Below are 21,856 nucleotides of genomic sequence, written 5' to 3'. Positions count from 1 at the left end.
CGCCCAGCACCCCTCCCGTACGCCTCGGGCCCGTGCCTCAGGCCGTACCGCGGACCGGGACGGCCGGGCGGAGAAGGGCACGGATCGGGTGCCAGAGCTCCTGGGCCCGTTCCGGGCGCGCCCGCCACAGCAGCCCGTCGGGGTGGTGGAGCACGGCGGTGATCTCGTCGGGAGAGGGCGGTTCGGCGTTGCCCCGGAGGTAGACCGCGCTCAGGCCCGCGTTGCGCAGCCGGGTCAGGGCGCGGGACCGGTTGGCCGCGTGCACCAGGAACCGGACCGGGGTGCCCGGCGCCGCCCCGCCCTTCGGACTGGGCAGGGTGATCGCCACCACCACGCTGCCGTTCGGCAATGTGCAGAATCCGCCGCCTGCCATGCTCCGTGCTCCCCCGTGAGACACCGCGTCAATAAGTATCTGAACAAGACGCACCTAAACACGATCGGCCGCCGCCCGCTAGAGGGCGACGGCCGATCATGCTGTGACCTGCGGTGATACGAGATTACTTCTTGGACGGACCGACCTGGACGGTGATCGTCTTGCCACTGGCGGGCTGGTTGACGATCGAGATCCGGGTGTTCGTGTCAGGGACCTGAACGCTTCCGGTCGGGTTCTCGTCGTACCAGTACGTGCCCTTGTGGTCGTCGAAGGCCGAAACGCCGGCCTGCGACTTGATCCGGACCGGAACGTCCGCGTTGTGCAGCGTGAACGCGTCGGTGCGGAAGCGGCTGAAGGGGGCGTCGAACGGCTGGATCTTGTTACGGATGACCGTGCCGTCGGCCCACTTCAGGGGCTTGGCGTGGGCGTCGACCGGAAGGATCAGGCCCTTGCCCGGGTGGGTCGAGACGTTGTTGTTCTTCTGCGACTTGTCCCACAGCCAGACCATCAGACCGGTCTGGTAGGGGTAGTGCTCGACCCAGTCGGGACGGGTCTGGGAGAAGCCGAAGTTGTACGGGCCGACCTCGAGGGTCTTGTCGTAGCTGACGTACTGGCGGTTCTCCGCGATGTAGTACTGCGGGTAGTTCTTGGAGAACGAGTCACCGACGCGGGAGAAGCCCTTGGCGGTCCAGCCGTTGTCGTCGCCCTCGGCGTTGTCCGAGAAGATCACGGCGCCGTCGGCGGTGACCGAGATGGTGTCGGCCGCGAAGCCGATGCCGCCCGTGCCGCCGTCGGTGGTGTAGCGGAAGCGGACGTCGATCTTCTTGCCCGCGTAGGCGTCCAGCGAGTACGAGAGGTTCTGGTACGCGCCGGAGACGTCGGTCAGGGCCGGCTTGTCACTGGCGTCACGGGGGATCGCCTTGCCGTTGGCCGTGCCGTCGATCGCGGTCCAGCTCGCGCCGCCGTTGTCCGACACCTCGGTGTAGAGGAAGTCGTAGTCCTTCTCGATGTCCCACCAGCCAGCGAGGTCCAGGGAGGCCTTGGACTTGCCGGTGAGGTCGACCGAGCGGCTCAGGGTGTTGCCCAGGTTGTCACCCATGTCGCTCCACCACTGCTTGGAGCCCTCCGCCGGCTTGGTGACGGCGGTGGTGACGGGCTTCTCGGGCAGCGTGACGACGAGCGCCTGCTTGTTCTTGGTGTTGTACTCGGAGACGCCCAGCTTGTGGGTCGACTTCGTCGCGGCCTTGGCCTCGGCGTAGTCGAGCCAGCCCAGCTGGAGCTTGTCCCAGGCGGTCATGTCGCCGGGCAGGTCACCGATCTCGTTCCTGCCGGTGCCGAGCCAGGAGCCCGCCGACATCAGGGACCAGAAACCGACCGAGTTCTCGGCGGTGTTGGTGGTGTCGTACAGGTCCGGCAGACCGAGGTCGTGGGCGTACTCGTGGGCGAAGACGCCCAGGCCGCCGTTCTCGGGCTGGGCGGTGTAGTCGCCCACCCACATGCCGGTGTCGCCGATCTGGGCGCCACCGGCCTTGTTCTCGCCAGGACCGGTCGCACCGGCGTCGGTGCCGTAGGCGTACCAGCGGTGGGCCCAGATGGCGTTCTTGCCCTCGGCGCCGCCACCCGCGGACTCGTCCTCACCGGCGTGGACGATCTGGAAGTGGTCGATGTAGCCGTCGGGCTCGTTGAAGTTGCCGTCGTTGTCGAAGTCGTACCGGTCCCACTGGTCGTACTGCGCGAGGTCGGCCTTGATCTGCTCCAGCGTGCGGCCCTTGGCCTTCTGGTCGGCGACCCAGGCGTTGACGCCGTCGCGGATCATGTCCCAGGCGTTGGCGCAGTTGCTCGAACCGCAGTAGTTGGAGCCGTAACGGGCCTCGTTGTACGGCACCTTGACCCAGTCGGAGACCTCGCCCTCGACCGAGTATCGCCCGGAGGACGTCTTCTCGTAGTACGTCTTCAGCGAGTTCTTGCCCGCGCCCTCGCCGAAGTACAGCTCCTGGAAGTGGGCCTGGTTGTAATCGGCCTTCCAGGCGGTGCTGTTGTCCTTCTTCGGGTCCGGCTTGGCGATCGTGTTGTGCAGCGGGCCGGGCGTGCCGCCGTACTTCGGGACGGCCGGCGCCGGGCCGTCGCCGTCCGGGTCGAACATGGTGGTGTTGTCGACCTTGTCGCCGAACTCCACCAGGATCGTGAAGATCTTGTCGGTCTTCTCACGGCCGAGCTCGACGTACTTCTTGTCGCCGAGCTTGACGACCTGGGAGCCGCCCCGCTTCGTGATCTTCTTGTCGCCCGATATGACCTTCTCCAGGGCGGCCTGACGCTGTGCGTCCTGCTGCTTGGTGAACGGCCCCTTGAGGTTGTGCTCGTTGCCCTTGGCCGAACCCGGGTCGCGGCGTTCGATCGTGGTGCTCTTGGCACCCGACGCCTGGTCGTCCGCCTGGGCCGTGGCGAAGGCCGACGCCGTGGCGGCGGTCGCGGCCATGGCCACGACAACCGCGGCAGCGCGAAGCGCCCGTCTGTTTGTGGTCACTTGATGCAGTCCTCCCCGGCACTCGCCGCTGCGGCCAGGGGTGGTGTGTGGGCCGCGCGCGCGAATACGCGTCACAAGTGACGACATTCGACCGGAGTTACGCGAGAAAAGACAGATCTTGACTTGCACAGGCCAAGTGCACTATGCAGGAGCAGTCTTCCGCTATCCGGACGTCCCTCGCACAGAAGACCGGCGCGCCAAGGGCCGAAACCGGGGCAGGACATGACTCCGTGCGCCCCTCATGCACCGGAACCATGGGTGGGGCCGGGCTTACCCGCGGACTCTCCCGGGCATCCACGTCGTAGCGTCGCGCGGCCGGGCGACCGTGTCGGGCGGCCGACCTCCGCTGCCCCGAGGACGGAATTCGCCATGCCGCGTCCCACAGTCGCCCAGCTCGCCTACGGTTCGCTGACCGTCGTCCTCACGACCCTCGCGATGCTGTTGCTCTCCCGTACGGATTCGGCGGCCGGGATCGCCGTCGCCGGTACGGCCGCCTTATTACTCGGTCTGCTGGTGGCCATGACCGTGCCCCGGCCCGCCCACGCGACGCCCGTGCGACGCGCGACGCCCCGGCCCGCGGTGCGGGTGCAGCCCGATCCGGTCTCCGCGGCCGTCGAGGCCGAGGGCCTCGCGCGCGACGCGGAGCGGGGCCCGGCCGCCGCGCCCCACGAGACCGCGCCGGGGCCCGCCGCCCCCTGCGAGGGGCCCGCGGCGGACCGTCCGTCCCTGCGGCGCTGAGCACGCCGGGCGGACCCGGGGCCGTGGTTCACGGTCCCGGGTCCGTGCCGCGCGGACCGCGGCGCGCGGCTCAGTTGGTCTGGACGACCACCGTCTTCGCCGCCTTGTCGTGCAGACCCTGCCGGTAGGGCTTGTCGGTGAACATGAGCACGATGTTGATCAGCCACCACAGGCACGGACAGCACAGCAGCGCGGGCAGCCACAGCACCACGGCCCGCAGGAACGACGTGCCGCTGTCCGGAACCCGCCCGTCGTTCAGCATGGCGACCCGCATCTTCAGCATCCGCTTGCCGAGGGTCCGGCCGTCCTTGTGCGTGAAGTACGTGTCGTACGCGACGTAGACGACCAGGCCGATCAGCGACCAGATCAGCTGATGGCCGCTGTAGGTCTGGCTGAAGACGTCACCGACGCCCTCGCCGTCGCCGTTGTCGTTGGTCACCTCGACCACACCGCCCCACGGCAGGGAGATCAGGTAGAGCGGGATCGAGATGATCAGGAAGTCGATCAGCCGGGCCAGGATGCGCTTGCCCGGCTCCGCCAGCGGCGGCATCCCGGCCAGCGGATCCGCCCCGTACGGCCCGCCGCCGTAGGGGCCGGGATCGTACGGCGGCGGCGGAGGCGGAGGCGGCGGCGGGCCGCTGCCGTACGGCGATCCGGACGACGGCGGCTGCTCATGCGGCTTCTTGAGGAACGGGTCGTCCTCGGGCGGCTGACCGGACGTCGGCTGATCGTTGCTCATGAGGGCAGTGCATCCCGGTCCCGGGGCGCCCGCAACGGCTCAGGTGCGTTCGAGGGACCGGCCCGCCGGGGTCGGCCTCTCGCCACGGCCGGACCGGGCCGCCACCGCTCAGCCCGCCACGAAGGTGCGGGCCGCCTTGTCGTGCCAGCACTGACGCCACGGCCGGTCGACGAGGCACCACAGCACGTCGGCCACCCCGATCACCAGCAGGCCCAGCACGCCGTGGACCAGCCAGCGGCGCAGCGCGGCCCCGAAGGACGGGGTGTCGTGGGACTCGATGTCCCGCACTTCGAGCCCGCAGAGCTTCTTGCCGAGCGTGCGGCCCCACTTGGCCACGGGCAGCGCCTCCAGCAGGACGCCGAGCACCAGGAACGCGGCGAGCACACCACCGAACAGAACCGCCGTGGTGGAGTCCACCAGCCAGACGGTGACCGTCTCGCCGGACAGCTTCGCCGCCTCGATCTTCCCGTCGAGGTGGTCCAGCGCCCGGGTGACGAGCGGGAAGCCGGTCGCGCCGACGAGCGCCATCAGGACGACGGTGTCGATCAGCCGGGCCGCGAACCGCTTGCCGAGCCCGGCGGGCCGGACCGCCGCCTGGGCCTGTACGAGCTGCTGGAAGGGGTCGTCGACCGGCGGCTTCCACGGTACGACCGGCTGGTCCGGCAGGGGCCCCTGCGCACCGAACTGCGGCTGGACCGGCCGTGGGGGCTGCTGGTGCTGGAGGTGGGGGTGCTGCTGCTGGGCCGGGAGCTGCGGACGGGACGGCTGGGCGGGCGGGGCGGTGTACGGGGCGGGCGGACCGGCCTGCTGGGCCCAGGGCGCGGGGGCCTGCCCCTGGGCCGGAACCTGTCCCTGGGCGGACGGCCGGTTCTGGGCCGGGGCCTGGTTCTGCTGCGCGGGAGCCTGTCCCTGGGCCGGAACCTGTCCCTGAGCCGGAACCTGTCCCTGGGCGGGCGGCTGGTTCTGCGCGGGGGCCTGGTCCGGCACAGGGGTGGGGGCGGCGGGCTGCGGGTTCGCTCCCGGGGTGATCGCGCGGATCGCCATCGTCCCCTCCCCGGGGGCCGGTTCGGGCTCCCGGCGGGCGGGCCGGGCCATCCGGATCGCCACCGTGTGCTCGGGGACCTGGGGCGGGACCGGGGCCTGGGTCCGGGCCGGTTCCGGTTCCGTGGCCGGGGAGGGCACGACGGGCGCGGCGGGAGCGGCCTCGGGCGCGGGTGCCGGAACAGCGGCGGGCTGCCGGGGGTCAGCCGGTGCCGCGGAGCCGCCGGGGATGCCGGAGTCACCCGTACCGCCCCAGGAGACCCGGCGGTCGTGTTCCCCGCCGAAGCCGCTCTGCCGGGAGGCGTCGGCCTGCCAAGCGGTGGCCGGTTCCGGGCGGTTGCCCTCGGACGGGCCCTCGTCGAGGAAGACCGGGCCGGTCTCCTCCATCGGCGCCGGGGCCGGGCCGGAGGCTCGTGGACCGGCCTCCGCGGAGGGCTCCGGAGCGGCGGGCACCGGTTCGAAAGGCACCGGTTCGGAGGGGTCTGATCCGGAGGATGTATCAGGCATCGATTCGCCCTGCTGGGGGGCGGGGCGGCTCGTGCCGGGCACCCACGAAGCACCGTTCCAGTACCGGACATATCCGGGGATGGACGGATCGGGGTAGTACCCCTCTCGGGGGCGTTCTTCACCGGGTGCCGGGGTTGGGGCGCTCATCACCGTGGTCCCGTATCTCTTCGAGGCCTGATTGCAACGGGTCCACATCTACCAGACACCCGCGTACCGCTGGGCCACTCCGGGGCTTTGGCCGCTCTCCGGTCGCCCGGAAATTTTTTCCGGAAGTCGCGTAATGGATGGCGAGGAGGGCGCTCTCTTCCTGTGCGGGGCGGTCATGGGACCGGCCCACAGGCACTGGAAGGACGCCCTCATGCACACCGTCGTGGAACGCGAACTGGAACTCAAGCTGGTCCTGTCGCCCGAGCACAGCATCCCCGTGCCCGCCCGGCTGATGTACCGCACGGCGGACCCGTACGCCGTGCACATCACCTTCCACATCGGCTCCGAGTACCCGGTCCACTGGACGTTCGCCCGCGATCTGCTGGTCGAGGGGGTGTTCCGGCCGTGCGGTCAGGGGGACGTACGGATCTGGCCGACCAAGGTCGACCGGCGCAACGTCATCTTCGTCGCGCTGACCTCGCCCGACGGCGACGCCCTGCTGGAGGTGCCGTCGGCCCAGGTGGCCGCCTGGGTGGAGCGGACGCTGCGGGTGGTCCCGCCCGGCACGGAGGCCGAGCTGCTCGGCCTGGACCAGGTCCTCGCCGAGCTGCTCGCCCCGCTGCCCGCCGACGACCTGTGGATGCGCGACCCGTGGCCCTCGGACGACGCGCACGACGGCGAGGCATGAGGGGGGCGGCGGGCGCGGGACCGTACCGGGGGACGGCGTGCGGCGGGCCGTCAGAACACCTTGCCCGGGTTGAGGAGGCCCAGCGGGTCGAAGGCCTGCTTGATGCCCCGGTGCAGTTCCACGCCCACCTCGCCGAGTTCGCGCGCGAGCCACTCCTTCTTCAGGACGCCGACGCCGTGCTCCCCGGTGATCGTTCCGCCGAGTTCCAGGCCGAGCGCCATGATCTCGTCGAAGGACTCGCGCGCCCGCCGGGACTCGTCGGCGTCGGTGTGGTCGAAGCAGACGACGGGGTGGGTGTTGCCGTCGCCCGCGTGGGCGCAGACGCCGATGGTGAGGCCGTACTTCCCGGCGATGGCCGCCGTGCCCTCCAGCATGGCGGCGAGCCGCGAGCGGGGTACGCAGACGTCGTCGATCATCGTGGCCGAGCTGACGGTCTCCAGCGCGGTGAGCGCCATCCGCCGGGCCTGGAGCAGCAGGCCGGACTCGGCGGCGTCCTGCGCGGGGACCACCTCGGTCGCGCCCGCCGCGGTGCACAGGCCGGCGACGGCGGCGAGATCGGCCGAGGGGTCGGGCGTGTCGAAGGCGGCGAGCAGCAGGGCCTCGGTGGTCTCGGGGAGGCCCATGCCCGCCATCCGGTTGACGGCCTGGACGGTTGTGCGGTCCATCAGTTCGAGGAGTGACGGAGTGTGACCACGTTCCATGATCCGGCACACCGCGTCACAGGCGGTGGCCGCGCTCGGGAACTCCGCGGCCAGGACCAGCTGGCGCGGCGGCCGGGGCTTCAGCGCGAGCACGGCCCGTACGACGATGCCGAGGCTGCCCTCGGAGCCGACGAAGAGCCGGGTGAGGTCGTATCCGGCGACGCCCTTGGCCGTGCGGCGGCCGGTGGTGAGCAGGCGTCCGTCGGCGAGCACGACCTCCAGGCCGAGCACGTACTCGGCGGTGACCCCGTACTTCACGCAGCACAGTCCGCCGGACGCGGTGCCGATGTTCCCGCCGATGGTGCACGTCTCCCAGCTGGAGGGATCGGGCGGGTAGTACAGGCCGTGTTCGTCGACCGCCCGGGAGAGCACCGCGTTGACGACGCCGGGTTCGACGACGGCGATCCGGTCGACCGGGCTGATCTCCAGGATGCGGTCCATCTTCACCAGGGACAGCACGATGCAGCCGTCGGTGGCGTTGGCCGCGCCCGACAGGCCGGTCCGGGCCCCTTGCGGTACGACCGGGACGCGCAGCGCGGTGGCGGTGCGCATGACGTGCTGGACCTGCTCGACCGTGCGCGGGAGCACGACGACCGCCGGGGCGCCCGCCTCGCAGAAGCTCGCCATGTCGTGGGCGTAGGAGGCGGTGACGTCGGGATCGGTGATCAGGGATTCGGCGGGCAGCCCCGCACGCAGTGCTTCGAGGAGTCCGTTCATGATCCAAGCGTGGCATCCGGGCCCATTGGTGTGAACCCGTCTGCCGCGGCCTTCGTCCACCTCGGTGGGCTCGTATGACTGACGCAGAGTGATCGTCATGGACGTCATGCCGCAGCAGCCTCCGCAGCCCTCCGATCCCGACCGTCCGCCGCTCGACGCCTCCGCGTTCTCCGGCGCCACCGCGCTCTCCGCGCTCTCCGGCCCGCCGTCGGCCGAGTCCCCGCCGCTCACGCTGCGTACGGCGCTGCGCAGGACGGCGCTGGGCGTGGTGGCGGGGGCGGTACTGCTGACGGGGGCGGTGGTGGCCGTCCCCGAGGGCGGGGGCACGGCCGGGACGCCGCCCGTTCCCGGGCCGGTGTCGCGGGCGATGGCGGCGGCGGCCGCGGGTGCGCCCGCCTCGCTCTCCGATCTGACGGCGCTGCTCGGGGACCGGCAGCGGTGGGTGGACGCGCACCCCGCCGACGCCGGGTCCTGGGCGGTGCTCGGTACGGCGTACGTGGAATGGGGGCGCCGCTCCGCGGACGCCTCGTACTACGGGCGGGCCGAGCGGGCGCTGAGGCGTTCGCTGGAGGTCCGGCCGGGCGGGACGGGGAACACCGGGGCCTGGGTGGGGCTCGCGGCCCTCGCCGACGCCCGGGGTGATTTCGTCGCGGCGCGCAAGTGGGGCGAGGCGGCGCGGGCGCGGGAGCCGCGACGGTGGACGGTGTACCCGGCGCTGATCGAGGCGTACGACGGTCTCGGGGACCGGCGGTCGCAGGACGAGGCGGTGGCGAGGTTCGCGGTGCTGCGCGCCGGGGCGCCCGCGCTGGTCCGGACGGCGCGCAGGGACCGGGACCGGGGCCGGGCCGAGGAGGCCCTGGCCGGGGCGCGGGCCGCGGCGGACCGGGCGGTCACGCCCGCGCAGAAGGCGGAGTGCCTGTCCCTGCTGGGTGAGCTGGCCCGTGACCGGGGCGAGCCGCGGGAGGCGCTGGCCCGGTACGACGCGGCGCTGCGGGCCGACCGGGACCACGATCCGGCGCTCGCGGGCCGGGCCGGGGCACTGGTGGCGCTCGGCCGCACCGAGGAGGCGGGGCGCGCCTACCGGGCGGTGCTGGCCCGGCTGCCGCGCCCGGCGTACATGCTGGAGCTGGGTGAACTGTACGAGTCGCTGGGGCGGGTCCGGGAGGCCGACGCGCAGTACGCGCGGCTGCGCGAGGCACTCGACCGCGATGAGGAGCAGGGTGTGAACAACGCGCTGCTGCGGGGCCGTTTCGAGGCCGATCACGGCGATCCGGACGCGGCGGTCGGGCTGTTGAACGCGGAGTGGGCGCGCGGACACCGCAGCGCCGCGGTGGCGGACGCGCTGGGCTGGGCCCGGTATCGCGCGGGCGATCCGTCCGGAGCCCTGGAGTACGCCGGGCGGGCGGCCGACGCGGGCGGGCGGAACGCCTCGTACGCGTACCACCTGGGGGTGGTCCGGGCGGAGCTCGGGCAGTACGGTCCGGCGCGCCGGAGCCTGGAGGAGGCGCTGCGCGCGGGGCCGGGGTTCTCACCGCTGGAGGGTCCGGCCGCCCGCGAGGCGCTGGACGGTCTGGACGCCGCCCCGGCGGGCGGCCCGCAGGACGCGTAGGCCGCCCCGCCCCGTCCGGCCGCCTTCGCGGGGAGGCTCGGGCCGTTCACCGGACGGGGCGGACAGGGCGGACGGGCCGGGCAGACGGCCAGGTGGCCAGGTGGCCGGCCGGCCGTATGCCCGCCGCGCCGTCAGAGGTTGCCGCGCTTCTCCTGCTCGCGCTCGATCGCCTCGAACAGGGCCTTGAAGTTGCCCTTGCCGAAGCCCATCGAGCCGTGGCGCTCGATCATCTCGAAGAAGACGGTCGGACGGTCCTGGACCGGCTTGGTGAAGATCTGGAGCAGGTAGCCGTCCTCGTCGCGGTCGACCAGGATCTTCAGCTCGCGCAGGGTCTCCACCGGCACCCGGGTCTCGCCCGCCCACTCGCCGAGGGTGTCGTAGTACGAGTCGGGGGTGTCCAGGAACTGCACGCCCGCCGCCCGCATCGCCCGGACCGAGGCGACGATGTCGTTCGTGGCGAGCGCGATGTGCTGGACCCCGGCGCCGCCGTAGAACTCCAGGTACTCGTCGATCTGGGACTTCTTCTTGGCGATCGCCGGCTCGTTGATCGGGAACTTCACCTTGAGGGTGCCGTCGGCGACGACCTTCGACATGAGCGCGGAGTACTCGGTGGCGATGTCGTCGCCCACGAACTCCTTCATGTTGGTGAAGCCCATGACGTTGTTGTAGAAGGCGACCCACTCGTTCATCCGGCCGAGTTCCACGTTGCCGACGCAGTGGTCGATGGCCTGGAAGAAGCGCTTGGCGGGCGGCTCGACCATCGGGGCGACGGCGGTGAACCCGGGCAGGTAGGGGCCGTCGTAGCCGGAGCGCTCGACCAGGGTGTGGCGGGTCTTGCCGTACGTGGCGATCGCGGCGAGCACGACGGTGCCGTGCTCGTCCTTGACCTCGTGGGGCTCGTCAAGGCCGCGGGCACCGTGCTCGACGGCGTAGGCGTAGGCCGCGCGGGCGTCCGGGACCTCGATGGCCAGGTCGACGACGCCGTCGCCGTGCTCCGCGACGTGGTCGGCGAGGAAGCGGCCGTGGTCAGTGGCCGCCTTGATGACGGAGGTGAGGACAAAACGGGCCGAACCATTGGTCAGTACGTAACTCGCCGTCTCGCGGCTGCCGTTCTCCGGTCCGGAGTAGGCGACCAGCTTCATTCCGAAGGCCGTCGAGTAGTAGTGCGCGGCCTGCTTGGCGTTGCCGACGGCGAAGACGACCGCGTCCATTCCCTTGACCGGGAAGGGGTCGGCCTGCCGGGCTGTCTCGGGGGTGGTGTGCAGAGTCTCAGTCATGTCGGAAGGCTCTCCCTGCTTCGCAAGGTGCGCAATAGTTTGCGTTTTCCCTGGTCAATCTGTACAGCGAATAAGGATGATGGCCGGGCTATCTGTACATGATGACCATCACGTCGACCTTCCGGAGATGACTCATGGCGATCGATCCGCTGGACGGGCGGCTTATCGTGCTACTGGCCCGTGAACCCCGTATCGGCGTGCTGGAGGCATCGCGCAGACTCGGGGTGGCCCGGGGGACGGTGCAGGCCCGGCTCGACCGGCTTCAGTCGAACGGAGTCATCCGCGGCTTCGGTCCGGCCGTCGATCCGGCGGCGCTCGGCTATCCGGTCACCGCCTTCGCGACACTGGAGATCAAACAGGGTCAAGGCGCCGACGTACGGGCCCACTTGGCCAGTGTGCCGGAGGTGCTGGAGCTGCACACCACGACCGGGCACGGCGACATGCTGTGCCGTCTCGTGGCACGTTCCAACGCTGATCTCCAGCGGGTGATCGACCGGGTTGTCGGTTTTGATGGCATCGTCCGGGCCTCCACGGCCATCGTCATGGAGAACCCGGTGCCGCTGCGGATCATCCCGCTCGTCGAGCAGGCCGCGGAGGACCACGACTGAGCCGAGGAGTGACGCGTGAGCTTCTGGGAGTACCTGGGCAACCGGCACCAACAGCTGCTCGTCGACGCGTACCAGCACGTCAGCGCGGTGTTCCAGTGCATGGTGATCGCCACGGTGCTGGGCATCTTGATCGGGGTCGTCACCTACCGCAGCGGCTGGGCTGGCTCGCTGGCCATCACTTCGACGGCGGCGGTGCTCACCATCCCGTCCCTGGCCGCGATCGGTCTGCTCATCCCGCTGGTCGGCCTCGGGGTCGCCCCCACCGTGATCACTTTGACCCTGTACGGGCTGCTGCCCATCGTCCGTAACTCCATCGTGGGGCTGCGCGGCGTCGATCCCGCGCTGGTCGACGCGGCGAAGGGCATCGGGATGTCGCGGCTGGCCCGGCTGTGCCGGGTGGAACTGCCGCTCGCCTGGCCGCCGATCCTCACCGGCATCCGGGTCTCCACCCAGATGCTGATGGGCATCGCCGCCATCGCCGCGTACGCCTCGGGCCCCGGCCTCGGCAATGAGATCTTCCGCGGCATCGCCTCACTGGGCAGCGCCAACGCACTCAACCAGGTGCTCGCCGGCACGCTCGGCATCGTCGTCCTCGCCCTGCTCTTCGACGCCGCGTACGTCCTGCTGGGGCGGCTCACCATTCCGAGGGGGATCCGTGTCTGAGACCGCCAGCGCGAGCACGTCCGGCGGGGGCACCGCCGGTTCCGGTTCCGGTTCCGGCTCCGGGAAGACCACGTCCGGCGCCACCATCCAGCTGGAGGACCTGACCAAGCAGTACCAGGGCAACCCGAACCCCGCGGTGGACAGCGTCTCGATGGACATCAGGGCAGGGGAGACGGTGATCCTGGTCGGCCCGTCCGGCTGCGGGAAGTCCACCACGCTGAAGATGATCAACCGGCTGATCGAGCCGTCGTCCGGGCGCATCAGGATCGGCGACGAGGACGTCACCGACATGGACCCGGTGAAGCTCCGCCGCAAGATCGGGTACGCGATCCAGTCGTCCGGGCTCTTCCCGCACATGACGGTGGCGGAGAACATCGCGCTCGTACCGAAGATGGTCGGCTGGTCGAAGTCGCGGGTGAAGGACCGGGTGGAGGAGATGCTCGATCTGGTGGGCCTCGATCCGCGCGAGTTCCACGGCCGCTACCCCCGGGCGCTCTCCGGCGGCCAGCAGCAACGGGTGGGCGTGGCACGGGCGCTGGCCGCCGATCCGCCGGTGCTGCTGATGGACGAGCCGTTCGGCGCGGTCGACCCGATCACCCGCGACCACCTCCAGGACGAGCTGATCCGGCTCCAGCACGAGCTGCACAAGACGATCGTCTTCGTCACCCACGACTTCGACGAGGCGATCAAGCTGGGTGACCGGATCGCGGTGCTGCGGGAGCGTTCGCACATCGCCCAGTTCGACACCCCGGAGGCGATCCTCACCAATCCGACGGACGACTTCGTCTCGGGCTTCGTCGGGGCCGGGGCGGCGCTGAAGCGGCTCAACCTCACCCGGGTCCGGGACGTGGAGATGGCCGAGTTCCCGACGGTGACGGTGGACGACCCGCTCCAGTCGATCTTCAACAAGCTGCGCAGCGGTCCGCACAACGAGCTGCTGATGCTGGACCGCAGGAACCGCCCGTACAAGTGGCTGCGGCGTGGCGACCTGATGCGGGCCCGGGGTTCGCTGGCCCGCGCCGGGCAGCTGGTGCACGACACGGTGACGCGTGACGCGACGCTGCACGACGCGCTGGAGGCGGTGCTGACCGACAGCGGCGGGCGGGTCGCGGTGACCGGGCGGCGCGGCGAGTTCATCGGGGTCGTCGACATGCAGACGCTGATGAACTCCGTTCACGAACTGCTGGAGGCGGACCGGCTCACCGCCATCGAGCACCAGCACGACCTGGAGGAGCTGCGCAGTCACCAGACGGCGTCGGAGCTGGAAGGCGGTGCGGGCACATGACCCCCGGCGCACCGCCGAATTCCGGCCCGCCCCGGCGGGCCCGCTCGGCCCCGCCGGGGCCGTCCTCCGACAAGGACCGTCCGCCCGGTGAGCACGACGTCAAGGGCCACGCCTTCCGGGACGAGGAGGAGGAGCCCGCGCCGCCGCAGGCCGGGCCGCCGCGGCGGTTCACCTGGCGCAAGCTGCTGGTGACGCCCCTGGTGCTGGCGGTCGTGCTGCTCGTCACGTACCTGTGGATCACCCATGTCCCCCTCGACTCGATCGCGCGGAACTCGCTGACCGGCGGGAATGTGCAGCTGCGCTGGTGGCAGCATGTGCGGCTGACCGCGATCTCGACGTTCTGGGTGCTGATCATCGCCATCCCGCTGGGCATCGCGCTGACCCGGCGCGGGCTGAGCAAGGGCGCCCCGGTGGTCACGGCGATCGCCAACATCGGACAGGCGACCCCGGCGATCGGCCTGCTGGCGCTGCTGGTGATCTGGCTGGGCATCGGGCCGACCACGGCGATCATCGGCATGGTGATCTACGCGGTGCTGCCGGTCTTCTCCAACACGGTGGCCGGGCTCAAGGCGATCGAACCCCAGCTGGTGGAGGCCTCGCGCGGCATCGGGATGTCGGCGGCGGGCACCCTCACCAAGGTCGAACTGCCCCTGGCCGTCCCGCTGATCCTGGCCGGGGTGCGGACCGCGCTGGTGCTGAACGTGGGCACCGCGACCCTCGCCACCTTCGTCGGCGGCGGCGGGCTGGGCGACCTGATCACCTCGGGCATCCAGACGCAGCGGATGCCGGTGCTGGTGCTCGGATCCGTGCTGACGGTGGTGCTGGCGCTGCTGGTGGACTGGCTGGCCTCGCTGGCCGAGGTGGCGCTGACGCCGCGCGGACTGGAGGTGGGGTGATGGCCGCGGGCAGGCGGAAGACGGTGCGCACGGGGCTGGCGGGAGCACTGGCCCTGGCGCTGGCGCTCTCCGGATGCGGGCTGAAGAGCGGCTCGCCGATGGTCGACGACGTGGTGCCGGGCTCGGTGGGGCGGGGGGAGCCGCTGCGCGGCGCCTCGCTGACCGTCACCTCGAAGAACTTCAGCGAGAACATCATCCTGGGCCAGATGATCGGCCTGGTCTTCAAGGCCGCCGGCGCCGAGGTCCTGGACCGGACGAACCTGCCCGGCTCGATCAGCGCCCGCGAGGCGATCGTCAAGGGCGACGCCGACGCGATGTACGAGTACACCGGCACCGGCTGGATCACCTATCTGGGCCACGCGAAACCCATCCCCGACCCGTACGCGCAGTGGAAGGCGGTCCGGGACGCGGACCGGAAGAACGGGGTGACCTGGCTCGCCCCGTCCACCCTCAACAACACCTACGCGCTCGCCATCAGCCGCAAGAACAACGCCGAGTACCACCTGCGGACGCTCTCCGACGTCGCGGCGCTGTCGAAGAAGGACCCGTCGGCGGTGACGCTCTGCGTGGAGAACGAGTTCGCCTCCCGCGACGACGGACTGCCGGGCATGGAGAAGGCGTACGGGATGTCCCTGCCGGCCTCCAGCATCAAGAAGATGGACGCCGGGATCATCTACACCCAGGTCTCCCAGTCCCACTCCTGCCTGCTGGGCGAGGTGTTCACCACGGACGGCCGGATCAAGGCGATGGACCTGGAGGTGCTGGTGGACAACAAGCACTTCTTCCCCAACTACAACGCGGCACCGGTCATCCACACCAAGACCTTCGACACGTACCCGCAGATCGCCGCGCTCCTCGACCCGGTCAGCAGGAAACTGACCACCGAGGTCGCCCAGACCCTCAACGCCAAGGTGGACGTGGACGGCCAGGACCCGCACGAGGTGGCGAAGGACTGGCTGATCCAGGAGGGGTTCATCAAGCAGCGCTGAACCGACGCAAAGAATCATTTGCAACGAACCTCTTGCAAAGGAAGCTTTGCAAGCTTACGGTCCTGGCATGCCCGAAACACCGGACGGCGCCGAGTTCCCCGCCGACTCCCCCGACCTCCACAAGGTCGACGCCCGCAGCCTGCGGGGACTGGCCCACCCCCTGCGGCTGCGACTGCTGGGCGCGCTGCGGGAGTTCGGTCCCGCCACCGCCTCCGCTCTCGCCGCCCGGCTCGGCGAGTCCAGCGGCTCCACCAGCTACCACCTGCGGCAACTGGCCACGTACGGATTCGTCGAGGACGATCCGGAACGCGGCAAGGGCCGCGAGCGGTGGTGGCGGGCCGCACACCGGGGCACCGTCTTCGACAGCGGCCGCTTCCTGGACCACCCGGACCCCGAGGTGCGCGGCGCCGTCGGCGTCGTACTCCACGAGACCGCCGCCGCCCACACCCAGGAGCTGGGCACCTGGATCGGCACCATGCGCGAATGGCCCGAGACGTGGCGCCACGCCTGGGACATCAGCGACTTCCAGATGCGCCTCACCCCGGATCTCACCGAGGAACTGATCCAGAAGATCCACGCGCTTGTCGAGAGCTACCGGGACCTGGTCCCGGAGGGCACCGAGGGCGCGGCCACCGTCCGCAGCCACGTGCACCTCTTCCCCCGCCCGGCCGAGTAGGGGCCGACGCCACCCGACCGTAAGGACGCCGCCATGCACTCCGACACGCATCTGCTGCTGCACCGCCTGCGCATCGCCGAACCTCCGCCGTCCGCGGCGGGGTTCGCTCTCCCGGCGGCCGTCCCGCGCGCCGGGCTGCGCACCCGGCTGGGCTGGGCCCTCGTCGAACTGGGCCTGCGCGTCCTGCCCCGTCCTCCCGTCCGGCCGCTCACCACGAGCGGCGCGGCGTGAGCGCCGCGGTACACCGCGGCCGTGTCCCGCTCATCGCCGTACTGACCGCCAACTCCATATCCACGGCGGGCACGTCGCTCACCGCGATCGGGGTGCCCTGGTTCGTCCTGGAGACCACCGGAAGCGCCGGCCGGGCCGGGGTCGTCGCCTTCTGCGCGACCCTGCCGATCGTGGTCTCCGCGCTGATCGGCGGGCCGGTCATCGACCGGATCGGGCGGCGCCGGGTCTCCGTCGGCTCCGACCTGGTGTGCGGCCTCGCCGTCGCCGCCGTGCCGCTGCTGCACCGCGCGGACGCCCTGGCCTTCTGGATGCTGTGCGCGCTGATGGCGCTCGGCGGTCTGCTGCACACGCCCGGCGGCACCGCGCGCTACGTACTGGTACCGGATCTCGCCGCGCACGCCGGAACCACCCTCGCCCGCGCCGCCAGCCTCTTCGACGCCGTCTCACGCGGCGCCCGGATGGCCGGGGCGGCGCTGGCGGGCGTGCTGATCGCACTGGTCGGCGCGGAGACCGTACTGCTGCTGGACGCGGCGACGTTCCTGGCTTCCGCGCTGCTCATCGGGGCGGGCCTGCGGGGGGTGGCGGCGGCCGAGCCGCGCAGGGCCGCGGCGCCCGTCTCGCTGCGCGCCTACCGCGGTGAACTCCGGGAGGGGTTCCGCTACCTGACGGGACATCGCCTCCTGCTCACGATCGTGGTGACGGTCCTGTTCATCAACGGCACCGACCAGGGCTGGAACGCCGTCCTGCTGCCGCTGCACGCCTCCACCGAACTCGGCGGCCCCGCCGACCTCGGGCTGCTCGCCGCGCTGTTCGGCGCGGGCGGACTGACCGGCGCGCTGCTGTACGGGGCGGTCGGGCACCGCTTCTCCCGGCGGGCCGTGTTCACGGTGTGCCTGCTGCTGTGCGGCGCGCCCCGGTACGTCGTCGCGGCACTGACCGGGACGACCCTGCCGCTCGCCGTGACCATGGTGCTGAGCGGCATCGCGGGCGGGATGCTGAACCCGATCCTGACGACGGTGATCTACACGGCCGTGCCCGACGAGCTGCGCAGCCGGGTCTCCGGGGTCCTCACCGCGGGCGGCGAGCTGGCGATGCCGGTGGGCGGTCTCGCGGCCGGGCTGCTGGCCGAGGGCGCGGGCGCCGACGGCGCGCTGCTGGCGATGGGCGGGGTCTACCTGCTGGCGGCGCTGGGCCCCCTGGTGTTCCCGGCCTGGCGCGGACTGGACGACGCCGGGGACCGGAAGGACGACGGAGCCGGGAACGGGGACAGCACCGGGGACGGCGGCGCACCGGCCTCGGGGAAGGTCAGCAGGCCGGGGGCCTGCCGTTCCGGTCGAGCGTACGGAGCGAGCCCACGGCGTCCTTGAGGGTGGTGACCGGGATCAGGCGCAGGCCCTCGGGGAGTTCGGCCTTCGCCTCCCGGCACTCGGCCTTCGGGACGAGGAAGACGGTCGCCCCGTCGCGGCGCGCGGCCTGGGTCTTCAGTGAGACGCCGCCGACCGCGCCGACCTTGCCGTCCGGCTGGATCGTGCCGGTACCCGCCACGGCACGGCCGCCGGTGAGGTCGCCGCCGTGGCCGTCGCCGTCGAGCTTGTCGATGATGCCGAGCGCGAAGAACAGTCCGGCGCTGGGGCCGCCCACGTCGGCGAGGTGGAGCGTGACGTCGACCGAACCGGGCTTCTTGCCCAGGTAGTTGAGGGCGGCCTCGACCGCGTCGTCCTGCGACTTCGTCATGTCGTCGAGGTTGTGCTTCTCGATCTCCTTCACGGAACCGCCGGTCGGGTAGACGGAGTCACGGGGCAGGACCGCCCGGTCCGTACGGAACCAGCTGTCGACCACGTCCCCGAGGGAGACGTCGGCCGTGGGACCGGTCGCGACGATCGTCGTCATCCGCAGCTCGCCCTCGGTGGGGCGGGTCGGCGCGCCCTTGATGCTGATCACGGGCTTGCCGTGGTCGGTCCCGAGCACGTTCGCCGTCGTGCCGGGCTGCGCCAGGGTGAAGGGCAGCGGCGCGAAGGCGGCCACCCCGAACAGGGCGAGGACGGGCACGGCGCACAGGGCGAGGGCACGGGGGCGCGAGAGACGAGTGAGCACCCGCCCAATCTAACCGGCCCCCGCCACGGCCCGGGCATCGTGCCGGTGCCGCCGGGCCGTACGGCCGGGCACGCGGCGTTACGGCCGGGCGGCGGGCGGCGGCGGGCGGGCGGCGGGCCGTACGCTCACCTCGCCCGCGGGGCCCGGGGCCGCACGCTCACCGCGCCCCGCGGACTACCGGAGCGCCTCGGCGACCTCGCGGGCGGCGTCCACCACGCGGGGGCCGACGCGCTCGGGCACCGAGTCGGCGAGCATCACCACGCCCACGCTGCCCTCGACCCCGGTCACACCCATCAGCGCGGCGGCGGCCCCGCTCGCCCCGGTCTCCAGCTCGCCGTGGGTCAGGGTGAAGGCGGTCTCCCCGACCGGCTTCCGGCGGGCGGCGAGGATCGCCCGCCCCGCGGCGCCCCGGTCCAGCGGATGGCGGAAACCCGCCCGGTAGGCCACGTGGTAGTCCGTCCAGGTCGGCTCGACGACCGCCACGGCCAGCGCGTCGCTGCCGTCGACCAGGGTGAGGTGGGCGGTGGCCCCGATGTCCTCGGCCAGTGAGCGCAGTGCGGGCAGCGCGGCCTCCCGGACCAGCGGATGCACCTGGCGGCCCAGCCGCAGCACCCCCAGCCCGACCCTGGCCCGGCCGCCCAGGTCACGGCGTACCAGGGCGTGTTGTTCCAGCGTGGCGAGCAGACGGTAGACCACGGTCCGGTTGACGCCGAGTCTGTTGGACAGCTCGGTGACGGTCAGGCCATGGTCGGTGTCGGCAAGCAGTTTCAGGACCCTGAGGCCCCGGTCGAGCGTCTGGGAGGTCTCCGCGGTCACGACGCCCTCTCCTCTTTGGGTGAGCGGCGGCGGCTGATTCCCCACGGAATGTGCGCCGCCGGTCCCAGCGGCGACGCACGGAGAGGCCGCCCGCCTGGCCAGGCACCGGCTGCGCCCCGGAGCGGCTCTGCCACGGGACGGTTATCCCGGGGACAGTAGCGAGGGAGTCCGCTCAGCGGAAGGCCTCGTCCAGAATCCGGGCGTTGTCCGGAACAAGGTTGGCTTGAAGCCGCATAAGCGCCGGTCAGCGGGGCGTCGGCCGTCCTCTGGCGATCTACGCGCGTCCAGGTCGGCCGACGCCTTCGCGGCGGTTCCCGTGCCCCGCGTGAACGGTGCTCAGGTCACGGTGAAGGTCTGCTGCACGATTTTCCCGTTGACGAGCACCTCGCAGGCCCGGATCGACCGGGTCGCCGGGTCGCGGACGGTGAAGTCGAGGGCGAAGGTGCCGTCGAGTCCGATGACCCGGGTGACGTATCCGTCGCTGGTCTGCTTCCCGTCCGCGGTGCGGCCGGTCACCGAGACGGTGGCGACCGGGGCGAAGCCGCGGCCGGTCACCTGGACCGCCGTACCGACCGGCCCCTCGGGCGGGGAGAGGGCGAAGGCCGGTCCGGTGGGCACGGTCCCGTCCTGGACGGTGAACGCCGCCGTCTCGGTGCGCGGGTTGACGAGCACCTCACGGACCCGGAGGGCGACGGTGTCGGCGGCGTTGACCTTGAAGGTCTGCGAGAAGGCGCCGTCCAGCCCGACCACCTTGGTCCGCACCGGGTCGGAGGTCTGCGATCCGTCGGCCCGCAGCCCGGCGATGGACACGGTCGCCACCTTCGCGAACCCCTGTCCGATCACGGTGACGGAGGTGCCCCGGGGTCCGGCCGAGGGGGTCAGCACGATGAAGGACGGGGCGACGGTCAGCGGGGTGAGGGCCTGCGCCGACCCGGCGGTGACCTGGAGCGCGTAGTCGTTGCGCGGGGTGGAGCCCGCGACGGTGACCGTGCCGGAGAGCGTGCCGTCGGCGCCGATCCGGAGCGTGGAGCCGGTGATCCTGGCGCTGTCGCAGGCGCCGCCGTCGGCGCCGCAGAGCGCGGCGGTGGGGGTGGTGCCGCTCGGCCAGTCGCCGCCGGAGACGGCGATCGTCCCGCCCGGCTTGACCTTGGCCGAACCGGCAAGGAGCGTCGCGGAGGCGTCGGTCACGGTGAACGGCGTGGTCAGTACGGTGGCCGGATCATTGCCCTCGTCGACCTGGATCGCGGCGATGGCCGGGTCCGAGACGGTGAACTCGGCACTGAACGTGCCGTCGGCGGTGCTCTTGGCGTAGACGGCGGTGTCGTCGAGCGTGGCCCCGTTCGCGTCCAGGCCCACGGTGTTGATCCACCGGTCCTGGAAGTAGTTGCCGCCGGTGACCTTGATGACGCTGCCGAGCGGCGCGGCGGCGCGGGAGAGCGCGATGGACCGGGGACCGGTGGGGACGAAGGCCCTGACGGTCAGGGGCGCGGTCGCCTCCTTCGTACCGTCGCCGACCTTGACCAGGTACGAGCCGTCGGGGACGGCCCCCGCGGCGGCCAGCACCGCGCTGCCGCTCAGCTCCCCCGAGGCGCTGATGGCGAGCGTGCTGGAGGCGAACTTGGCAGGATCGCAGCCACCGCCGTCCGCCGCGCAGAGCGCCGGTACGGGAGTGGCGCCCGCGGTCCACAGGCTGCCGGTCAGGGCCACGGCGGTGGACGGCCGGACGGCGGTGGCGGGCGCGTTCAGGGTGGCCGGGTGGCCCGCGGTGCCCTCGGCGGTGACCGTGCCGACGGAGCCGCCGCCGCTCACCACGTCGCAGGGGGTCTCGTAGGTGGAGCCGAGCACCTTCGTACGGGTCAGGTTGCGCACCGGGGTGAAGGTGATCGGGCCGCTCGCGTTGGCGGGGATCAGGAAGTCGCCCTCGTACGGCGGGATCTCGATGGGTTTGCCGGACGGGATGTCCAGGTTGACCTGGGGGCCGGTGACGGTGACCGTGCCGGTGGCACCGCCGGACATGGCGAGGTCGATGCTGGGGGTGGTGGGCACGTCGTTCAGGCTGAGGCCGCTGGTGGCGGGGGACGGCCCGAGGGTGACCTTGGCGTGCACCTTGCCGCCCGGGTCGACGATCGAGGGCGAGAGGTCGACGCTCATCTGCTGCGGCCCGGTCGCCTCGCCCTGACCGGCGGGCAGCGAGCAGTGGACGGTCGGGGTGACGGTGCCGGCCGCGGCGGCGGGCGCGAGGGCGACGGTGCCGCCGGTCCAGACGAGTACGGCCCCGGCGGTGAGGGCCACGGCACGGCGCAGCGCTGCGCCCGCTCCCGGCTTTCTTTCCGGCGGTCGGGCGGACGATCGGACGGACATACGAATCCTCCAGGGATGTCGGCCGTGGACATGCGTGACTGCGGGAATTTCCCGGATTCCGGACGGAGGCGCCCGCCCGCTCCGGTGCGCCTCGGGGCGGGGGGGGGCCGCCGGGGCGTTGCGTTATTTGCCGTAACCATTACCGCGGGTAGCGGTTAGCGGAGTGCCCGGGCGAA

The 21,856-nt window shown here is 71.8% G+C and carries 20 protein-coding genes; 11 read left to right on the top strand and 9 right to left on the bottom strand.

Annotated elements, in window-relative coordinates; all coding sequences use genetic code 11:
• Window positions 1-37: 37 nt before the first annotated feature.
• Both ACFVWY_RS18785 and ACFVWY_RS18780 read right to left on the bottom strand, forming a co-directional pair.
• On the bottom strand, window positions 38-373 hold the full coding sequence (locus ACFVWY_RS18785) for a hypothetical protein (RefSeq protein ID WP_389873441.1): 336 nt from the start codon (window positions 371-373) through the stop codon (window positions 38-40).
• A 124-nt stretch (window positions 374-497) separates the two neighbouring features.
• Complete coding sequence (locus ACFVWY_RS18780; protein WP_389873439.1) at window positions 498-2,897, bottom strand: immune inhibitor A domain-containing protein; 2,400 nt, start codon at window positions 2,895-2,897, stop codon at window positions 498-500.
• Window positions 2,898-3,266: 369 nt separating this feature from the next.
• Here ACFVWY_RS18780 and ACFVWY_RS18775 point away from each other — a divergent pair, with 369 nt between their 5' ends.
• On the top strand, window positions 3,267-3,635 hold the full coding sequence (locus ACFVWY_RS18775) for a hypothetical protein (protein WP_389873437.1): 369 nt from the start codon (window positions 3,267-3,269) through the stop codon (window positions 3,633-3,635).
• A gap of 70 nt (window positions 3,636-3,705) precedes the next feature.
• Here the strand turns inward: ACFVWY_RS18775 and ACFVWY_RS18770 are convergent, their stop codons facing one another.
• Window positions 3,706-4,374 carry an RDD family protein gene (locus ACFVWY_RS18770; protein ID WP_389873434.1) on the bottom strand — a complete coding sequence of 223 codons (669 nt, stop codon included), beginning with the start codon at window positions 4,372-4,374 and terminating at the stop codon, window positions 3,706-3,708.
• A gap of 108 nt (window positions 4,375-4,482) precedes the next feature.
• Window positions 4,483-6,069, bottom strand: coding sequence for an RDD family protein (locus ACFVWY_RS18765; protein ID WP_389873431.1), 1,587 nt, complete (start codon window positions 6,067-6,069; stop codon window positions 4,483-4,485).
• A 211-nt stretch (window positions 6,070-6,280) separates the two neighbouring features.
• Here ACFVWY_RS18765 and ACFVWY_RS18760 point away from each other — a divergent pair, with 211 nt between their 5' ends.
• The gene (locus ACFVWY_RS18760) at window positions 6,281-6,757 is read left to right on the top strand and encodes an SsgA family sporulation/cell division regulator (RefSeq protein ID WP_389873429.1); all 477 of its coding nucleotides are present in this window, start codon (window positions 6,281-6,283) and stop codon (window positions 6,755-6,757) included.
• Window positions 6,758-6,807: 50 nt separating this feature from the next.
• On the opposite strand, the gene ACFVWY_RS18755 is transcribed toward ACFVWY_RS18760, so the two are convergent.
• Window positions 6,808-8,175 (bottom strand): FAD-binding oxidoreductase, encoded by a 1,368-nt coding sequence (locus tag ACFVWY_RS18755; protein ID WP_389873426.1) that lies wholly within the window; start codon window positions 8,173-8,175, stop codon window positions 6,808-6,810.
• Window positions 8,176-8,272: 97 nt separating this feature from the next.
• Here ACFVWY_RS18755 and ACFVWY_RS18750 point away from each other — a divergent pair, with 97 nt between their 5' ends.
• Entirely contained in the window at window positions 8,273-9,784 is a 1,512-nt protein-coding gene (locus ACFVWY_RS18750) for a tetratricopeptide repeat protein (RefSeq protein ID WP_389873423.1), read from the top strand.
• A 131-nt stretch (window positions 9,785-9,915) separates the two neighbouring features.
• On the opposite strand, the gene hppD is transcribed toward ACFVWY_RS18750, so the two are convergent.
• Entirely contained in the window at window positions 9,916-11,061 is a 1,146-nt protein-coding gene (gene hppD / locus ACFVWY_RS18745) for a 4-hydroxyphenylpyruvate dioxygenase (RefSeq protein ID WP_389873420.1), read from the bottom strand.
• Window positions 11,062-11,195: 134 nt separating this feature from the next.
• Between hppD and ACFVWY_RS18740 the strand changes: the two genes are divergently transcribed.
• The 8 genes from ACFVWY_RS18740 to ACFVWY_RS18705 all read left to right on the top strand — a co-directional run bounded on the left by ACFVWY_RS18740 (window position 11,196) and on the right by ACFVWY_RS18705 (window position 17,776).
• A complete protein-coding gene (locus tag ACFVWY_RS18740) occupies window positions 11,196-11,669 on the top strand; it encodes an Lrp/AsnC family transcriptional regulator (protein WP_389873418.1) in 474 nt (157 codons plus the stop codon).
• A 15-nt stretch (window positions 11,670-11,684) separates the two neighbouring features.
• The gene (locus ACFVWY_RS18735) at window positions 11,685-12,332 is read left to right on the top strand and encodes an ABC transporter permease (protein ID WP_389873416.1); all 648 of its coding nucleotides are present in this window, start codon (window positions 11,685-11,687) and stop codon (window positions 12,330-12,332) included.
• Window positions 12,333-12,417: 85 nt separating this feature from the next.
• Entirely contained in the window at window positions 12,418-13,617 is a 1,200-nt protein-coding gene (locus ACFVWY_RS18730) for an ABC transporter ATP-binding protein (protein WP_389873807.1), read from the top strand.
• Window positions 13,614-14,513, top strand: coding sequence for an ABC transporter permease (locus ACFVWY_RS18725; RefSeq protein ID WP_389873414.1), 900 nt, complete (start codon window positions 13,614-13,616; stop codon window positions 14,511-14,513). Before ACFVWY_RS18730 ends, ACFVWY_RS18725 begins: the two co-directional genes overlap by 4 nt.
• Complete coding sequence (locus ACFVWY_RS18720) at window positions 14,513-15,502, top strand: glycine betaine ABC transporter substrate-binding protein (RefSeq protein WP_389873411.1); 990 nt, start codon at window positions 14,513-14,515, stop codon at window positions 15,500-15,502. The genes ACFVWY_RS18725 and ACFVWY_RS18720 overlap by 1 nt, the downstream gene beginning before the upstream one ends.
• 67 nt (window positions 15,503-15,569) lie before the next feature.
• A complete protein-coding gene (locus ACFVWY_RS18715) occupies window positions 15,570-16,178 on the top strand; it encodes a winged helix-turn-helix domain-containing protein (protein ID WP_389873409.1) in 609 nt (202 codons plus the stop codon).
• Between the two features lie 33 nt (window positions 16,179-16,211).
• Window positions 16,212-16,409 carry a hypothetical protein gene (locus tag ACFVWY_RS18710; protein ID WP_389873406.1) on the top strand — a complete coding sequence of 66 codons (198 nt, stop codon included), beginning with the start codon at window positions 16,212-16,214 and terminating at the stop codon, window positions 16,407-16,409.
• The gene (locus ACFVWY_RS18705) at window positions 16,406-17,776 is read left to right on the top strand and encodes an MFS transporter (RefSeq protein ID WP_389873404.1); all 1,371 of its coding nucleotides are present in this window, start codon (window positions 16,406-16,408) and stop codon (window positions 17,774-17,776) included. Before ACFVWY_RS18710 ends, ACFVWY_RS18705 begins: the two co-directional genes overlap by 4 nt.
• On the opposite strand, the gene ACFVWY_RS18700 is transcribed toward ACFVWY_RS18705, so the two are convergent.
• The 3 genes from ACFVWY_RS18700 to ACFVWY_RS18690 form a co-directional block, all read right to left on the bottom strand.
• Window positions 17,715-18,503: a S16 family serine protease gene (locus tag ACFVWY_RS18700; protein ID WP_389873401.1), complete on the bottom strand. Its 789-nt coding sequence runs from the start codon at window positions 18,501-18,503 to the stop codon at window positions 17,715-17,717. The genes ACFVWY_RS18705 and ACFVWY_RS18700 overlap by 62 nt on opposite strands.
• 174 nt (window positions 18,504-18,677) lie before the next feature.
• Complete coding sequence (locus ACFVWY_RS18695) at window positions 18,678-19,319, bottom strand: IclR family transcriptional regulator (protein ID WP_389873398.1); 642 nt, start codon at window positions 19,317-19,319, stop codon at window positions 18,678-18,680.
• Window positions 19,320-19,655: 336 nt separating this feature from the next.
• Entirely contained in the window at window positions 19,656-21,680 is a 2,025-nt protein-coding gene (locus ACFVWY_RS18690) for a hypothetical protein (RefSeq protein WP_389873396.1), read from the bottom strand.
• Between the last annotated feature and the right edge of the window lie 176 nt (window positions 21,681-21,856).

The sequence above is a fragment of the Streptomyces sp. NPDC058195 genome (genome assembly GCF_042883525.1).
Lineage (GTDB): Bacteria > Actinomycetota > Actinomycetes > Streptomycetales > Streptomycetaceae > Streptomyces.
Note: the sequence above shows the minus strand (reverse complement) of the source record. Positions and strands in the feature narration are given on the sequence as shown.

What these genes read in the sequence shown, in the direction of transcription:
- ACFVWY_RS18725 (WP_389873414.1), top strand. Translation starts at nt 13,614, where the DNA reads ATGACCCCCGGCGCACCGCCGAATTCCGGCCCGCCCCGGCGGGCCCGC.
- ACFVWY_RS18755 (WP_389873426.1), bottom strand. Translation starts at nt 8,175, where the DNA reads ATGAACGGACTCCTCGAAGCACTGCGTGCGGGGCTGCCCGCCGAATCC.
- ACFVWY_RS18785 (WP_389873441.1), bottom strand. Translation starts at nt 373, where the DNA reads ATGGCAGGCGGCGGATTCTGCACATTGCCGAACGGCAGCGTGGTGGTG.
- ACFVWY_RS18690 (WP_389873396.1), bottom strand. Translation starts at nt 21,680, where the DNA reads ATGTCCGTCCGATCGTCCGCCCGACCGCCGGAAAGAAAGCCGGGAGCG.
- ACFVWY_RS18765 (WP_389873431.1), bottom strand. Translation starts at nt 6,069, where the DNA reads ATGAGCGCCCCAACCCCGGCACCCGGTGAAGAACGCCCCCGAGAGGGG.
- hppD (WP_389873420.1), bottom strand. Translation starts at nt 11,061, where the DNA reads ATGACTGAGACTCTGCACACCACCCCCGAGACAGCCCGGCAGGCCGAC.
- ACFVWY_RS18740 (WP_389873418.1), top strand. Translation starts at nt 11,196, where the DNA reads ATGGCGATCGATCCGCTGGACGGGCGGCTTATCGTGCTACTGGCCCGT.
- ACFVWY_RS18710 (WP_389873406.1), top strand. Translation starts at nt 16,212, where the DNA reads ATGCACTCCGACACGCATCTGCTGCTGCACCGCCTGCGCATCGCCGAA.
- ACFVWY_RS18760 (WP_389873429.1), top strand. Translation starts at nt 6,281, where the DNA reads ATGCACACCGTCGTGGAACGCGAACTGGAACTCAAGCTGGTCCTGTCG.
- ACFVWY_RS18715 (WP_389873409.1), top strand. Translation starts at nt 15,570, where the DNA reads ATGCCCGAAACACCGGACGGCGCCGAGTTCCCCGCCGACTCCCCCGAC.
- ACFVWY_RS18770 (WP_389873434.1), bottom strand. Translation starts at nt 4,374, where the DNA reads ATGAGCAACGATCAGCCGACGTCCGGTCAGCCGCCCGAGGACGACCCG.
- ACFVWY_RS18750 (WP_389873423.1), top strand. Translation starts at nt 8,273, where the DNA reads ATGGACGTCATGCCGCAGCAGCCTCCGCAGCCCTCCGATCCCGACCGT.
- ACFVWY_RS18775 (WP_389873437.1), top strand. Translation starts at nt 3,267, where the DNA reads ATGCCGCGTCCCACAGTCGCCCAGCTCGCCTACGGTTCGCTGACCGTC.
- ACFVWY_RS18720 (WP_389873411.1), top strand. Translation starts at nt 14,513, where the DNA reads ATGGCCGCGGGCAGGCGGAAGACGGTGCGCACGGGGCTGGCGGGAGCA.